Here is a 14,880-nt window from a genome sequence, read left to right on the forward strand (position 1 = left end):
GGAATCCCACCGGACCAAAAGGACCAGTTGGGGTTCAATAAATTGGCATTGAACATAGTGCACGCTGTTGAGTTCTCAAGGAACGGACGCACCCGAGTCAGACACCCGAACCAAACGCCGGGCCCGCCCTCAGGGCAACCAAAACACGCCACCACCAGCGCCGAAAACCGACGAAAACTGGAAGGGGCTTCTCATCCTAGACTTGAAATCACCGAGTCGCAAATTGCTGCGCCTTCGAGGTTATTTGGCTAGAACCACCACCACCCGACCAGACCCGCTCTCTCGCGCTTCCCGGCCGCCGTGGCGACAAGAGAAGAATCTACGCCACCACACACCACCACACAAATCCAACCCACAACCCGGGCGTGTCGCGAGTCACGAGGCGATGAAACCCCTGATCAGTTGACCTCATCGGGGTGCGCGCTCACACGCCCCTCGCGCTCCAGTGCGGTGATCGCCTGCATCTCGCCCTCGGAGAGCTCGAAGTCGAAGACCTCGAAGTTCTCGACCATCCGCGCGCGGCTCGACGACTTCGGGAAGAGGATGTGCCCCCGCTGCAGATGCCAGCGGATGACGACCTGAGCCGGCGTCCTGCCGTGCGCGGCGGCGGCCTCGGCCACCTCGGGCAGCTCGAAGAGCGGGTACTTGCCCTGCCCGAGCGGACCCCACGCCTCGATGGCGATCCCGTGCTCCTCCGCGAATGCGGCGGTGGCCGGCTGCTGATGGGCGGGATGCAGCTCGATCTGGTCGACCGCCGGCACGACCTCGGTCTCCTCGAGCAGCCGCTCGAGGTGCGGCACGAGGAAGTTGGAGACCCCGATCGAGCGCACTCGACCCGAGCTGCGCAGCTCGGCGAACTCGCGCCAGCTCTCGACGTAGAGGTCGCGTGCGGGGCTCGGCCAGTGGATCAGGTAGAGGTCGACGTACTCGAGGCCCAGTCGCTCGAGGCTGGCGTCGAAGGCGTCGCGCGTCCGCTGCGCACCCTGGTCGTCGTTCCAGAGCTTCGTCGTGATGAAGAGCTCCTCGCGCGGGATGCCCGACGCGGCGATCGCACGGCCCACGCCCTCCTCGTTGCCGTAGATCCGCGCGGTGTCGAGATGCCGGTAGCCGACCTCGAGCGCCTCGCTCACGATGCGCTCGGTCTCGGCGGGGTCGACCTTGAAGACCCCGAACCCGAGCTGAGGGATCGAGTGGCCGTCGTTGAGCTGGATGCGGGGAACCGTCATCCCGCCATCCCATCACGACGCACCCGCGGCACGGCACCCGTTCGCTCCCCGCGAATCGGGTGCCGTGCCGCAATACGATGAAGGGCTGATGACTTCGCCGCTTCCGATCCCCGTGATCACGTACCCCGCCGAACTGCCCGTCTCCGCGCAGCGCGAGGAGATCGCGCGCGCGCTCGAGTCGCACCAGGTCGTGATCGTCGCGGGCGCCACGGGCTCGGGCAAGACCACGCAGCTGCCGAAGATCTGCCTCGAACTCGGCCGCACCTCCATCGCGCACACGCAGCCCCGCCGCATCGCGGCGCGCACGATCGCCGAGCGCATCTCGGAGGAGCTCGACGTCGAGCTCGGCGGGCTCGTCGGCTACCAGGTCCGCTTCACCGACCAGGTGAGCGAGGCGACCCGCATCAAGGTGATGACCGACGGCATCCTGCTGAACGAGATCCACCGCGACCGCGAACTGCGCCGCTACGACACGATCATCATCGACGAGGCGCACGAGCGCAGCCTCAACATCGACTTCCTGCTCGGCTACCTGAAGCGGCTCCTCCCCCGCCGCCCCGACCTCAAGGTGATTGTCACGAGCGCGACGATCGACCCTGAGAGCTTCGCGAAGCACTTCGCGACTGTGCCGGCTGAGGGTGGCACGGGCACGCCCGCTCCCGTCATCGAGGTCTCGGGGCGCACCTACCCCGTCGAGGTGCGCTACCGCCCCCTCGTCGCCGAGGCGTCGGGTGCGACCGGCGAGGACGCCGACGACGAAGGGGCCGCCGCCGAGGACAAGGACGTGCAACGGGGCATCCTCGACGCCCTCGACGAACTCGACCGCGAGTCGCGCGGCGACGTACTCGTCTTCCTCTCGGGAGAGGGCGAGATCCGCGACGCCGAGCAGGCGGTGCGCGGGCACTACTCGAGCACCGGCAGAGGCGGCGGCGAGACCGAGGTGCTGCCGCTCTACGGCCGGCTCTCCTCGGCCGACCAGCACAAGGTGTTCGAGCCGTCGAAGGTCGCGGGGCTCCGCCGCCGGGTCGTGCTCGCCACGAACGTCGCCGAGACCAGCCTCACGGTGCCGGGCATCCGCTACGTCGTCGACGCGGGTACCGCGCGAATCAGCCGCTACTCGGTGCGTTCGAAAGTGCAGCGCCTCCCGATCGAGGCGATCTCGCAGGCCTCGGCGAACCAGCGCTCGGGCCGCTCGGGCCGAACCAGCGACGGCATCGCGATCCGCCTCTACTCCGAGGAGGACTTCGAGCGCCGGCCCGAGTTCACCGACCCCGAGATCCTGCGCACGAACCTCGCGGCGGTCATCCTGCAGATGGCCTCGCTCGGGCTGGGGCCGATCGAGGAGTTCCCGTTCCTCACGCCGCCCGACAGCCGCGGCATCCGCGACGGGCTCGAGCTGCTGCGCGAGCTGGGGGCGCTGGAGGGTCTCGAGACGCGTCCTCCTTCGTCGGGCGCTCCTCGACCGGCGGATGGGGGGCCGCGGCTCACGAAGGTGGGGCGCCAGCTCTCGAGGCTGCCGATCGAGCCGCGCTTCGCGCGCATGGTGCTCGAGTCGAAGGCGCAGAACGTGTCGCGCGAAGTACTCGCGATCGTCGCCGGTCTCACCGTGCAGGACCCGCGCGAGCGTCCGCTCGACCGGCGCGAGCAGGCCGACGGCTTCCACGCCCGGTTCGTCGACCCGACGAGCGACTTCCTCACCCTGCTGAACCTCTGGAACCACCTCGAGGAGAAGCAGCGCGAGCTGTCGGGCAGCGCGTTCCGCCGCATGTGCAAGTCGGAGTTCCTGAACTACCTGCGCGTCCGCGAGTGGCAGGACCTGTACCGCCAGCTCGTGCGGCTCGCGAAGCCGCTCGGCCTGCAGGTCGCGCGCGAGGCATCCGAACCGAACCCCGACGGCATTCACAAGGCGCTGCTCTCGGGCCTCCTCTCGCAGCTCGGGCTCCGCGACGACTCGAAGACGAGCAGCGGGCGCGGCGGCGCAGGGGCCGCCCGCGACGCCGAGCGCCGAGGGCGCCGCCCGCAGGCCGAGTACCTCGGCGCCCGCAACGCGCGCTTCGTCGTGTTCCCCGGGTCGGCGCTCGCGAAGAAGCCGCCGGCCGCGCTCATGAGCGCCGAGCTCGTCGAGACCAGCCGCCTGTTCGCCCGCACCAACGCGGCGATCGACCTCGCCTGGGCCGAGCCGCTCGCAGGCGCCCTGGTGAAGCGCAGCCACAGCGAACCGCACTGGGAGAAGCGCCAGGGTTCGGCCGTCGCGTACGAGAAGGTCACGCTCTACGGGGTGCCGATCGTCGAGCGCCGACGCATCCAGCTCGCCCGCATCGACGCGCCCTACGCACGCGAGCTGTTCATCCGCCACGCGCTCGTCGAGGGCGACTGGCCGAACGAGACCCGGCGCGACCCGCTGTTCGAGTTCGACCGGCGCAACCGCCGACTGCGCGCCGAGCTCGAGGCGGTCGAGGAGCGCAGCCGTCGGCGCGACATCCTCTTCGACGACGAGGCGGTCTTCGACTTCTACGACGCTCGCATCCCGGCCGACGTCACCTCGACGCGGCTCTTCGAGACGTGGTGGCGTGACGCGAAGAAGGTCGACCAGGGCCTGCTCACGATGACGGCCGAGACGCTCGCGCCCGACGACGCGCCCGCGATCGACGACGAGGCGTTCCCGCCGACCTGGCAGCAGGACGACCAGACGCTGACCCTCCGCTACCGCTTCGAGCCCGGGGCATCCGACGACGGCGTGACCGTGCAGGTGCCGCTCGTGCTGCTCGCGCGCCTCCGGCCCGAGGGCTTCGACCGGCAGGTGCCGGGGCTCCGCGCCGAGCTCGTGACCGCGATGATCAAGGCGCTGCCGAAGGTGATCCGGCGCAACGTCGTGCCCGCGGCCGACTGGGCGGCGAAGATCGTCGGCGAGCTCGACGGGCAGGATGCCACGGCGCAGGCCTCGTTCGCCGACGAGGTCGCCGGCGTCATCAAGCGACTGACCCACACGCCGGTCACGGGCGCCGACTTCGCGATGGACCGGATCCCGCCGCACCTGCAGATGTCGTTCCGGGTGGTCGAGGGCCGCGGCAGGCAGCTCGGCGTCGGCAAGGACCTGCGGGCGCTGCAGGCGCAGTTCTCGGAGAAGGCGCGCGACGCGGTCGCCGGCACCTTCGCGGGCGGCGCCGACGGCCCGGGCGGTCGCCGCCGCGGCCCGCGCCAGGTCGACGTGGCAGGTGGACAGGGGCCGATCTCCCCCTCCGCACTCGGCGTCGGAGCCGGCACGACCGGCGGCGGCCTCGAGCGCAGCGGGCTCACGAAATGGGACTTCCCCGAGCTGCCGCGGCACGTCGACACCGACGTCGGCGGCAACCGCGTGCGCGCCTACCCGGCGCTCGTCGACGATGGCGAGACGGTGAGCATCCGGCTGCTCGCGACGCCCGAGGACCAGGCGCGGGCGATGCCCGGCGGCATCCGCAGGCTGCTCATGCTCGCGACCCCGTCACCCGTGAACTACGTGCAGCAGCACCTGACCGGCAACGAGAAGCTCGTGCTCGCCACCAGCCCGTACCCGAACACGGCGGCGCTCTTCGCCGACTGCCTCGTCGCGTGCGTCGACGACGTGCTCTACCGGGTGAAGCCCGACGGCATGCTCTTCACGAAGCTCGAGTTCGACACCGTGCGCGACCGGGTCTCGGGCGTCGTCATGAACACCATGTTCGAGACCGTCTCGCTCGTCGCGAGCGCCCTCGTGGCGCTGCGCAACGCCGAGAAGGCCGTGAAGTCGGCGACGAGCCTCGCCCTGCTGCCCGCGCTGGGCGACGCCCGGGCGCAGCTCGACGGGCTCGTCTTCACGGGCTTCGTCTCGCGCACCGGGCTCGAACGGCTGCGGCACGTGCCCCGCTATCTCGAGGGCGTCACCATGCGCGTCGCGAAGCTCGAGCAGAACCCCGGCCGCGACCGCGTCTGGATGAACGAGGTGCAGGCCGCGCTCGGACGCTTCGCCGACGCGGGCGGCACGATCCCCCTCGCACCGGATGCCCCGGCCCACCTCGTGCGGGCGCGCTGGCTCATCGAGGAACTGCGGATCAGCCTCTTCGCACAGGAGCTGCGCGCCGCCGAGAGCGTCTCGCTGCAGCGGATCACGAAGGTGCTCGCCGGGAAGTAGAGCCCGGCGGTCGAGGAGCGGAGCGTCTCGAGACCCGGTCACCAGGTCTCGAGACGCGTGCTTCGCTCGCTCCTCGACCAGCGGTGGGGTCGCGTGCTTCGCTCGCTCCTCGACCAGCGGGGATGCGTGGACTACGCGCCGAGGAGGCGCGCCGCGAGGAAGCCCTCGAGCTCGGCGAGCGGCACCCGCTGCTGCTCCATGGTGTCGCGGTCGCGCACTGTCACGGCGTTGTCGTCGAGCGAGTCGAAGTCGACCGTGATGCAGAACGGGGTGCCGATCTCGTCCTGACGGCGGTAGCGGCGCCCGATCGCGCCGGCGTCGTCGAAGTCGACGTTCCAGTGCTGGCGCAGCGACGCGGCGACCTCGCGGGCGAGCGGCGAGAGCTTCTCGTTGCGGCTGAGCGGCAGCACCGCGGCCTTGACCGGCGCCAGGCGCGGGTCGAGCTTCAGCACGGTGCGGGTGTCGACGCCGCCCTTCGCGTTCGGCACCTCCTCGACGTGGTACGCGTCGACGAGGAACGCCATGAGCGAGCGGGTGAGGCCCGCCGCGGGCTCGATGACGTACGGGATCCAGCGCTCGTTCTTCGACTGGTCGAAGTAGCTCAGCTCCTTGCCGGAGTGCTCGGAGTGCGTCGAGAGGTCGAAGTCGGTGCGGTTCGCGACGCCCTCGAGCTCGCCCCACTCGCCGCCGGTGAACCCGAAGCGGTACTCGATGTCGACGGTGCGCTTCGAGTAGTGGGAGAGCTTCTCCTGCGGGTGCTCGAAGCGGCGCAGGTTCTCGGGGTCGACGCCGAGGTCGACGTACCAGTTCCAGCGGTAGTCGAGCCAGTACTCGAACCAGTGGTCGTCGGTACCGGGCTCGACGAAGAACTCGAGCTCCATCTGCTCGAACTCGCGCGTGCGGAAGATGAAGTTGCCCGGCGTGATCTCGTTGCGGAACGACTTGCCGATCTGGCCGATGCCGAACGGCGGCTTCATGCGGGCGGCCTGCAGCACGTTCGCGAAGTTCGTGAAGATGCCCTGCGCCGTCTCGGGGCGGAGGTAGTGCATGCCGCTCTCGTCCTGCACGGGGCCGAGGTAGGTCTGCAGCATCATGTTGAAGTCGCGGGGCGGGGTCCACTGGCCGCGCGTGCCGCAGTTCGGGCAGGCGATGTCGCCCATGCCGTTCTCGGGGGCGCGGCCCTTCTTCTCCTCGAAGGCCTCGAGCAGGTGGTCCTCGCGGAAGCGCTTGTGGCAGTGCAGGCACTCGACGAGCGGGTCGGTGAAGACGCCGACGTGGCCCGAGGCGACCCAGACCTGCTTGGGCAGGATGACGCTCGAGTCGAGGCCGACGACGTCGTCGCGGCGGGTGACCATGTAGCGCCACCACTGGCGCTTGATGTTCTCCTTGAGCTCCACGCCGAGGGGGCCGTAGTCCCACGCCGAACGGGATCCGCCGTAGATCTCCCCGGCCTGGAAGACGAAGCCCCGGTGCTGGGCGAGGGCGATGACGGATTCGAGACGGCTGGGTGCGGCCACGGTGGCTCCAATGGTCGGGGGTGTGGAGATCTCGGGCGGACAGCCCGGCGGTGCCACCATCCTACGGGCGGTCGCGCATCGGCTCGAACGGATGCCGCAGCCGTCAGGCGGCCTCGCGCAGCGAGTCCGGCCCGATCTCCGCGACCGAGCGGTGGCCCGCCAGTCCCATCGTGAGGTCGAACTCGGCGATGTGATTGCGCACGACCTCGCGGACTCCCTTGGCTCCCGCGACCGCGAGCCCGTACGCGTAGGGGCGGCCGATGCCCACCGCGGTCGCTCCGAGCGCGAGCGCCGTGAAGGCGTCGGCCCCGCCGCGCACCCCGCTGTCGAGGATCACGGGCACCCGCCCGCCCACCCGCTCGACGACGCCGGGCAGCGCATCGAGCGTCGCGACCGATCCGTCGATCTGGCGACCGCCGTGGTTCGACACCACGAGACCGCCGACGCCGTGGTCGAGGGCCTTCGCCGCGTCATCGGGATGCATGACGCCCTTGAGGAGCACCGGCAGCGAGGTCCACTCGCGCAGCTTCGCGAGCGACTCCCAGGTGAGCGACGGATCGCTGAAGACGTCGAGGAAGGTCTCGACCGCTGCGCGCGGCAGCGGCGAGCGCAGCGCCTCCCGGACGCCGCCGTCGACGAGCCGCGTGTGCGCGCCCGAACGCGCGATCGCGAACGCCGAGGCGAGCAGGGTCGGGGTGACCTTCGGCCTGGCCGATCCGCCTCCCGAGCCCGCTCGGGCGACCCGCTCGCGCACGAGCTCGGCGAAGACCGGGTCGCTCGTGTATTGCGCGATGCCCTGCCCGCGCGTGAACGGGAGGAACGCGGCGTCGAGGTCGCGCGTGCGCCACCCGAGCAGGTGGGTGTCGAGGGTGACGACGATCGCCTCGCAGCCGGCCGCCTCCGCGCGCCGCACGAACGATGCGTTCAGCTCGTCGGAGGCGCTCCAGTACAGCTGGAACCATCGCGAGCGCGAACCCATCGCCGCAGCGACCTCCTCCATCGGGCGGGACGCCTGGTTCGAGAGCACGTACGGCACGTCGAGGGAGGCCGCCGCGCGGCCGACCGCGACGTCGGCCTCCGCGTGGGCGAGTTCGGCGACCCCGATCGGCGAGAGGACGAACGGGGTCGCGCGGCGCCGCCCGAGGAGCTCGATCGACAGGTCGCGGGTCGACACGTCGCGGAGCACGCGCGGCCAGATCTGCCTGCGGGCGAATGCGGCACGGTTCGCGGTCATGGTGGACTCGGCGCCGGCGCCGCCGGCGAGGTACGCGAAGGCCTCGGCCGAGAGGGCCTTGCGTGCGGCACGCTCGAGCGCCTCGGCGTCGACCGGCACCGCGGGCCGGATGCCCGAGAGACCCGCCCGGTACACCTCGGACTGCCGCGCGCGCCCGTACCCGCGATCGTCGTCTGCCATCGGTTCGCTCCTTCGCGATCGTCGACGCCCTGCACGTGCGAGTCAGCGTAGCGGCGGCGGCGCCTAGGGTGGAACCGATGCTGCTCCCAGATCTCCTCGTCTCGGCCGTCGCGCTCGTGCGCGATCGGCGGGTGCTCATGGTGACCGCGCGCGACCGCGAGGTCTACTACATGCCGGGCGGCAAGATCGACCCTGGCGAGACCGCCGCACAGGCCGCCGCCCGCGAAGCGCACGAGGAGGTCGCGCTCCGGCTCGACCCCGATGCGCTCGACGAGCTCTTCGAGGTCGTCACTCAGGCGCACGGCGAACCCGACGGCCGGCTGGTCCGCATGACGGTCTTCCAAGCCTTCACGGATGCCTCGCCGGCACCCTCCGCGGAGGTGGGCAGCCTGCACTGGGTGACCACCGCCGACCTCGACCGCTGCCCACCCGCGGGCGCCGAAGTGCTGCGCCGCCTCGCGGCATCCGGCCTCATCGACTGAGCCGCGCTTAGACTTCGGTCATGTCGCCGACCCGCGAATTCCGCCGCGGCGAGAACGTGGTCGTGATCCACGAGTCGGGCCGTCCCGACGGTCCCGACTACGTGCTCGTGCACGGGCTCGGCATGGCGCACGACTACTGGTCGGATCTCGCCGCCGTGCTCGAGCCCACCGGCACCGTCCTCGCCCTGGACCTGCCGGGATTCGGAGATGCGCCCGAACCACGCGCACCGCTGAGCATGCCCGCGGCCGGCGAGCTCCTCGCCGAGCTCCTCGTCGCCGAGCGGATCGACCGGGCGGTGCTCGTCGGCCACTCGACGGGGGCGCAGGTCGTCGCAGAGACCGTGGCGCGGCATCCGGAGCTCGTCGACCGCCTCGTGCTCATCGCCCCGACCGTCAACCCGCGGGAGCGCACCCTCGCGAAGCAGACCATGCGGTTCATGCAGGACCTCGCCCTGGTGCATCCGAAGGCCCTGGGCTACGGCATCGCGCTCTACGCGAAGGCCGGCCCGCGCTGGTACGCGGCGAACCTGGTCCCGATGCTCGACCACCGCATCGAACTGGTCCTCCCCGAGATCACCGCGCCCACGCTCGTCATCCGCGGCGAGCACGACCGCATCGTGCCCCGCGACTGGGCGGAGGAGGTGGCCCGCCTCGTGCCCGACGGCCGCTACGCCGAAGTGCCGGGTCGCGGGCACGAGACGATGATCCGAGCGGGTCGCCGCGTCGGAGAGCTCATCGTGCGCCATGCCAAGGGGCTGCCTGCTGGCCGACCGGTCTCGCTCGTCGACCCTCAACCGACCGGGCTTCCGCTCGGGCCCGTCTCCGCACTCGGCACCATGGCGCGCGACTACGCGTATGCGGGCCTGCATCAGTTGGCGCTCCTCACCACCCGTCGAACGCCGCACGCCTGGCGGAACGGCGAGCCCGGTGCCGCGCAGGTCGTGCTGCTGCCCGGCGTCTACGAGCACTGGTCGTTCATGCGCCCCATCGGCGACGCCCTCAGCGCAGCCGGCCACCGCGTGACCGTCGTGCACGGTCTGCGTCTGAACCGCCGACCGATCGCCGAAACCGCGGCCCGCGTCGCGAAGGCCCTCGCGCGCTCGGCACCGCCCGCCGCGGGGCGCGTCATCGTCGCGCACAGCAAGGGCGGGCTCATCGGCAAGCACCTCCTCATCGACGACGAAGGCGAGCAGCTCGGCGTGCGCGGACTCGTCGCGATCTGCACGCCGTTCGCCGGCGCGCGCCGCGCACGGCTCTTCGGCGACCCGAGCATCCGCGCGCTCCTCCCGAGCGATGCGACGATCGTGCGGCTCGAGGACGCGGCATCCGTGAACGCGCGCATCGTGTCGGTCTTCGGCACCTTCGACCCGCACGTGCCCGACGGCAGCGCGCTCGAGGGCGCGATGAACGTGCAGGTGCCCGTCGCGGGCCACTTCCGGGTGCTCGGGGCTCCCGAGACCGCTGCGGCGGTGCTCGCCGGCATCGCCCGGCTCACCGACGACGCCCGCGGGGCTACGGGATCAGCACCTTCGTCGTCGACACGCTGATGCTGTGCACCGTGCCGAGCAGCGACGACCAGAGCTTGATGTCGTCGCCCGGCTGCTTGACGTACGGCGCGCCGCGCCGGTCGAGCAGGGTGTGCCCCATCTGCACCTCGAAGCTCACCCCGACGGCGTAGACGTGGCCGCCCTGCAGCTGCACGGTGGCGCCGAGGTCGGCGAAGGCGTGCTTCGTGCTCACGATCGCACTGCCGCCCTGGCCCTGCTGGCTGAGCGCGAAGAGGGTGCGCACGCCGAACGGGCGCACGAGCTCCCAGCGCCCGGTGACGAGGTCGATCTCCCACACCGCGAGGTACGCCGTGCCGCGGTAGTCGACATTCGAGTAACCCGCGTCGGTGCCCGGCAGGTACCACCATCGCCGCTCGGCGACGAGATCGATGTCGGCCCCGATCCGCACGTACGACAGGCTCGAGGTCGGCGCGAAACGGACCCCGGTGCCGGCGTAGCCCGTGTACCCGGGAGCGAGCCCCGAGACGTTGACCCAGGCGAAGAGGCGGCCGTCCTTCTCGGAGGCGTGGCTGCCGGCGGGCTGCCCTCCGATCGTGTTCGCCCAGCTGTAGCGGTAGCGGCGGTCGGCCGGGGCCTCGGTGAACCAGTACTTCCTCGAGTCGGCCTCCGACGGGATGTAGAGGCCGTCGGGCCAGGCGAGCGTGAAGACCGGCCGGTCGGTGAAGTAGTCGCGGAAGATCAGGTCGCGAAGCTCGGCGAGCTGGTCGAGCGGGATCTGCTCGTCCATGACGGCCAGCTCGAGTCGGTCGTGGAGGGCCGCGACACCGGGCGGCGGCGAGAAGGTGAGCGGCCCGATCGGCTTGCCGTCATCGGCGCCCGCCGCCGTTCCGTGCTCTGCGGAGATGGACATGGTGCCCCCTGTTTCCGCTCACGCCGAAGAACGCGAGCAATACTCGGTTCGATTCGGGTTCAGCGTACGGCGGGCCGCCGCCGGCCGACAGGGGGCAGGCCCTGAGCTTCGCGCCGACGGCTCAGAGCTCGGTGAACGGCGTGGCGTAGCGGAACGCGCCGACCGGCGCCTCGGCCTCATCGAGCCGCACGGCCTGGAAGTACGCACCCCAGGCCGGCTCGGGCGCCACGATGCCGAGCTCGGTGCTCGGCACGAAGCCGAACCGGCCGTAGTACACCGGGTCGCCGAGCAGCGCGACGACCCGTTCGCCGCGCCCGGCGGCGAGCCGCAGGGTCTCGCGCACGAGCGCCGACCCGATGCCGCCGCCCTGCACCGACGGGTCGACCCCGATCGGCCCGAGTCCGAGCGCCGGGGCGTCGCCCACCCACGCGCGCGTCGTGATGCAGTAGCCCGCGACCGCCTCATCGGCCAGGGCGACGAGCGCGAGCTCGGGGATGAACTCGGCCGATGCGCACAGCGCCGAGTTGAGTCCGACCTCGATCGGCGGCGACGCCGCCGGCGACCCGTCGGGCTGCGGCCCCGAGAACGCCTCGGCGAGCAGCCGGTCGACGACCTCGCGATCGGCTTCGCGGAACGCTCGGATCAGCATCTCGCCCGGAGGTTCAATGCACGAACTCCAACAGGTCCATCCCGACCTGGCGCATGCCGTCGAGCACCGCGAGACGCGACGAGAGCGCCGTGTCGGCGTAGTACATCGACACCGCGTACGCGACGCTCGCGCGCGGGCCGCGCAGCACGCCCACCTCGCTGCGCACCCCGCCGTCGGTGCCCGTCTTGTTCATGAGCAGGATGCCGTGGTCGGGCGTGCGGTGCGCGAGCGGGTCGAGCCCGAACGCCGACGCCACCATCGACAGGTCGGCGTTGAGCGAGAGCCACGCGACGACGCGCTGCGACACCTCGGGCGACACGATCTCGCCGCGCGCGAGCGAGGCGAACAGCCACGTCAGCTCTTTCGCCGAGCCGATCGAGAGCTGCGGGGCGTCGTCGGGGCCGCGGTGGTCGCGCACGAGGTCGAGCAGCGCCGTGCGGGTCAGGCCGAGGGCCTCGGTGCGGGCACGCACCGCCTCGAGGCCGATGTGGCGCAGCAGCACGTTCGTCGCGAGGTTGTCGCTCGTCGCACCGATGAGGGCCGCGAGATCGGCGATCGGCAGCGACGGCGACTGCAGGTGCTGCCAGATGCCCGAGTCGCCGACGGCGTCGCGAGGTGCCCGGTCGAGTACGGTGAACGACTCGGCGCTCGCCCCGACGAGCCGCGAGGCGACCTCGACGAGCAGGAGGACCTTGCCGATCGACGCCGTCGGCATGACGACGTGGTCATCGACCGAGAACAGGACCTTGCCGGTCGCGAGATCGGTGGCCCGCGCCGAGACCTGCACCCCGGCGAGCGCGAGCTCGCCGAGCGATGCGAAGCCGCGGGCGAAGTTCTCGTTGGGCTCCTCCGTGCGGTGCTTGCCCTTGCGGAGGTCGGCATGACGTGCGCGTCGCTCTGACCCTTGCGACGACGTCACCACGGTGCTTGCACGCTCTTCCTCGGACGGTCGGCGCTCCCCCACCGCGGATCGCGGCGCGCACGAGTTTGTTCGGATACTCGGACTTCGGATCTGTGATTACCAGATGGTCACGCGCTCGGCAGGGTCGAGCCAGAGGGCATCGTCGGCAGTCACTCCGAACCCAGTGTAGAACTCATCGATGTTGCGGACGATCTGGTTGCAGCGGAACTCGTTCGGCGAGTGCGGGTCGATCGCGAGCAGGCGCACCACCTCTTCGTCGCGGCCCTTCATCTGCCACGCCTGCGCCCAGGAGAGGAAGAAGCGCTGCGCCGCGGTCAGCCCGTCGATGACGGGCGCGTCGTCGACGCTGCCGCCCTGCGAGATGACGTACGCCTTCCACGCGATGGCGAGCCCGCCGAGGTCGCCGATGTTCTCGCCGATCGTGAGGGCGCCGTTCACGTGCGGCTCGTCGCCCGTAGCATCCGCGCCGCCGAGCTGGGCCGGGACGAGCGCGTCGTACTGCTCGATGAGCGCCTTGGTGCGCGCCTCGAACGCGGCGCGGTCGTCGGCCGTCCACCAGTCGGTGAGCCGGCCGTCGCCGTCGTACTTCGAACCCTGGTCGTCGAAGCCATGGCCGATCTCGTGCCCGATGACGGCGCCGATCGCGCCGTAGTTCGCGGCCGAGTCGCGGCCCTCGTCGAAGAACGGGTACTGCAGGATCGCCGCGGGGAACACGATCTCGTTGAACCCCGGGTTGTAGTACGCGTTGATCGTCTGCGGCGTCATGAACCACTCGTCGCGGTCGATCGGCTTGCCGATCTTGCCGAGCTCGCGGTTGAACTCGAACTCGGCCGTCGCACGCACGTTGGCGACGAGGTCGGCGGCGTCGATCTCGAGCACCGAGTAGTCGCGCCACTTCACCGGGTAGCCGATCTTCGGCGTGAACTTCTCGAGCTTGTCGAGCGCCTTGGCACGGGTCTCCTCGCCCATCCACTCGAGCGCCTCGATCGACTCGCGGTACGCGAGCACGAGGTTCGCGACGAGCTCGTCCATCGCCTCCTTCGCGGCGGGCGGGAAGTGCCGTTCGACGTAGATGCGGCCGACGGCCTCGCCCATGGCGCCCTCGACGAGCGAGACGCCGCGCTTCCACCGCTCGCGCATCTGCGGGGTGCCGGTGAGCGTACGGCCGTAGAAGTCGAAGTTCGCCTCGACGAGGTCGCTCGAGAGGTACGCGGCGCTCGAACGCACGACCTGCCAGGCCAGCCAGTCCTTCCACGCGGGGAGGTGCTCGTCGGTCAGGAGCGCGCCGAGACCGGCGAGGAACGAGGGCTGACGCACGACGAGCTCGTCGAAGGCGTAGGCGGGCACGCCCATCGCGTCGCGCCAGATCGCGAGATCGACGGATGCCTCGTCGACGACGCCCTGCCAGGGCTTCAGGTTGTAGGTCTTCTCGCTGTCGCGGGACTCCACGTTGTTCCAGTGGACGGCGGCGATCGCCGTCTCGAGCTCGAACACGCGGGCCGCGCGCTCGGCCGGCTCGTCGAGCTGCGCGAGCCGCAGCATCCGCTCGAGGTGCGAGGCGTACGCCTCGCGAACGCTCGCGAAGCGCTCTTCGCGGAAGTAGCTCTCATCGGGCAGGCCGATGCCGCCCTGCTCGACGAACACGAGGTAGCGCTCGGGGTCGCCCGGGTCGTTGTCGACGTAGAGCTGGGCGAAGCCCGCGACGCCCTGGCGCTCGAGCCGGCCGAGCGTGTCGAGGAGGCTCGGCACCGAGTCGACGAAGGAGACCTCGGCGAGCTGGGCGGCGATCGGGGTGACGCCGAGCATCTCGGCGCGCTCCTCGTTCATGAAGCTCGAGAACAGGTCGCCGACCTTGCGGGCCTCGGTGCCCTCCTCGGCCTCCTGCGACTCGTGGATGATGTCGCGGACCGCCCGCTCGGCCTCCTCGTGCAGCTCGATGAAGGAGCCGTAACGCGCCTTGTCGGCCGGGATCTCGGTGCGTGCGATCCACTTGCCGTTGACGTGACGGAAGAGGTCGTCCTGCGGCCGCACCGCCGCATCGAGTTCGTCCTGCTTGATTCCGGAGGGGAGCGCGACGTCGGTCATCCCCCCAGCCTAAGCCGGGG

At 70.9% G+C, this 14,880-nt stretch carries 10 protein-coding genes; 3 read left to right on the top strand and 7 right to left on the bottom strand.

Annotated features, from left to right (window positions below; all coding sequences use genetic code 11):
* Positions 1-398: 398 nt before the first annotated feature.
* Positions 399-1,226, bottom strand: a complete 828-nt coding sequence (locus ACFVTX_RS09520; protein WP_386899426.1) for an aldo/keto reductase — start codon at positions 1,224-1,226, stop codon at positions 399-401.
* Between the two features lie 88 nt (positions 1,227-1,314).
* Between ACFVTX_RS09520 and hrpA the strand changes: the two genes are divergently transcribed.
* A complete protein-coding gene (gene hrpA, locus ACFVTX_RS09525; RefSeq protein ID WP_386899428.1) occupies positions 1,315-5,373 on the top strand; it encodes an ATP-dependent RNA helicase HrpA in 4,059 nt (1,352 codons plus the stop codon).
* Positions 5,374-5,504: 131 nt separating this feature from the next.
* Here the strand turns inward: hrpA and ACFVTX_RS09530 are convergent, their stop codons facing one another.
* Together ACFVTX_RS09530 and ACFVTX_RS09535 are read right to left on the bottom strand one after the other, a co-directional pair.
* Entirely contained in the window at positions 5,505-6,890 is a 1,386-nt protein-coding gene (locus ACFVTX_RS09530) for a glycine--tRNA ligase (RefSeq protein WP_386899430.1), read from the bottom strand.
* Positions 6,891-6,993: 103 nt separating this feature from the next.
* The gene (locus tag ACFVTX_RS09535; RefSeq protein WP_386899432.1) at positions 6,994-8,304 is read right to left on the bottom strand and encodes an alpha-hydroxy-acid oxidizing protein; all 1,311 of its coding nucleotides are present in this window, start codon (positions 8,302-8,304) and stop codon (positions 6,994-6,996) included.
* Between the two features lie 77 nt (positions 8,305-8,381).
* On the opposite strand from ACFVTX_RS09535, the gene ACFVTX_RS09540 reads away from it, so the two are divergent.
* Both ACFVTX_RS09540 and ACFVTX_RS09545 read left to right on the top strand, forming a co-directional pair.
* Positions 8,382-8,786 (top strand): NUDIX domain-containing protein, encoded by a 405-nt coding sequence (locus tag ACFVTX_RS09540; RefSeq protein WP_386899434.1) that lies wholly within the window; start codon positions 8,382-8,384, stop codon positions 8,784-8,786.
* Between the two features lie 20 nt (positions 8,787-8,806).
* On the top strand, positions 8,807-10,333 hold the full coding sequence (locus tag ACFVTX_RS09545) for an alpha/beta fold hydrolase (RefSeq protein ID WP_386899436.1): 1,527 nt from the start codon (positions 8,807-8,809) through the stop codon (positions 10,331-10,333).
* On the opposite strand, the gene ACFVTX_RS09550 is transcribed toward ACFVTX_RS09545, so the two are convergent.
* The 4 genes from ACFVTX_RS09550 to ACFVTX_RS09565 form a co-directional block, all read right to left on the bottom strand.
* Positions 10,299-11,204, bottom strand: a complete 906-nt coding sequence (locus ACFVTX_RS09550; RefSeq protein WP_386899438.1) for a hypothetical protein — start codon at positions 11,202-11,204, stop codon at positions 10,299-10,301. The two genes, ACFVTX_RS09545 and ACFVTX_RS09550, sit on opposite strands and share 35 nt — an antisense overlap.
* Before the next feature lie 121 nt (positions 11,205-11,325).
* Positions 11,326-11,853 carry a GNAT family N-acetyltransferase gene (locus tag ACFVTX_RS09555; protein WP_386899440.1) on the bottom strand — a complete coding sequence of 176 codons (528 nt, stop codon included), beginning with the start codon at positions 11,851-11,853 and terminating at the stop codon, positions 11,326-11,328.
* Between the two features lie 13 nt (positions 11,854-11,866).
* The gene (locus ACFVTX_RS09560; RefSeq protein ID WP_386899442.1) at positions 11,867-12,775 is read right to left on the bottom strand and encodes a serine hydrolase; all 909 of its coding nucleotides are present in this window, start codon (positions 12,773-12,775) and stop codon (positions 11,867-11,869) included.
* Positions 12,776-12,871: 96 nt separating this feature from the next.
* Complete coding sequence (locus ACFVTX_RS09565) at positions 12,872-14,860, bottom strand: M13 family metallopeptidase (RefSeq protein ID WP_386899444.1); 1,989 nt, start codon at positions 14,858-14,860, stop codon at positions 12,872-12,874.
* Positions 14,861-14,880 lie beyond the last annotated feature (20 nt).

This window comes from Agromyces sp. NPDC058136 (assembly GCF_042884375.1).
GTDB lineage: Bacteria > Actinomycetota > Actinomycetes > Actinomycetales > Microbacteriaceae > Agromyces.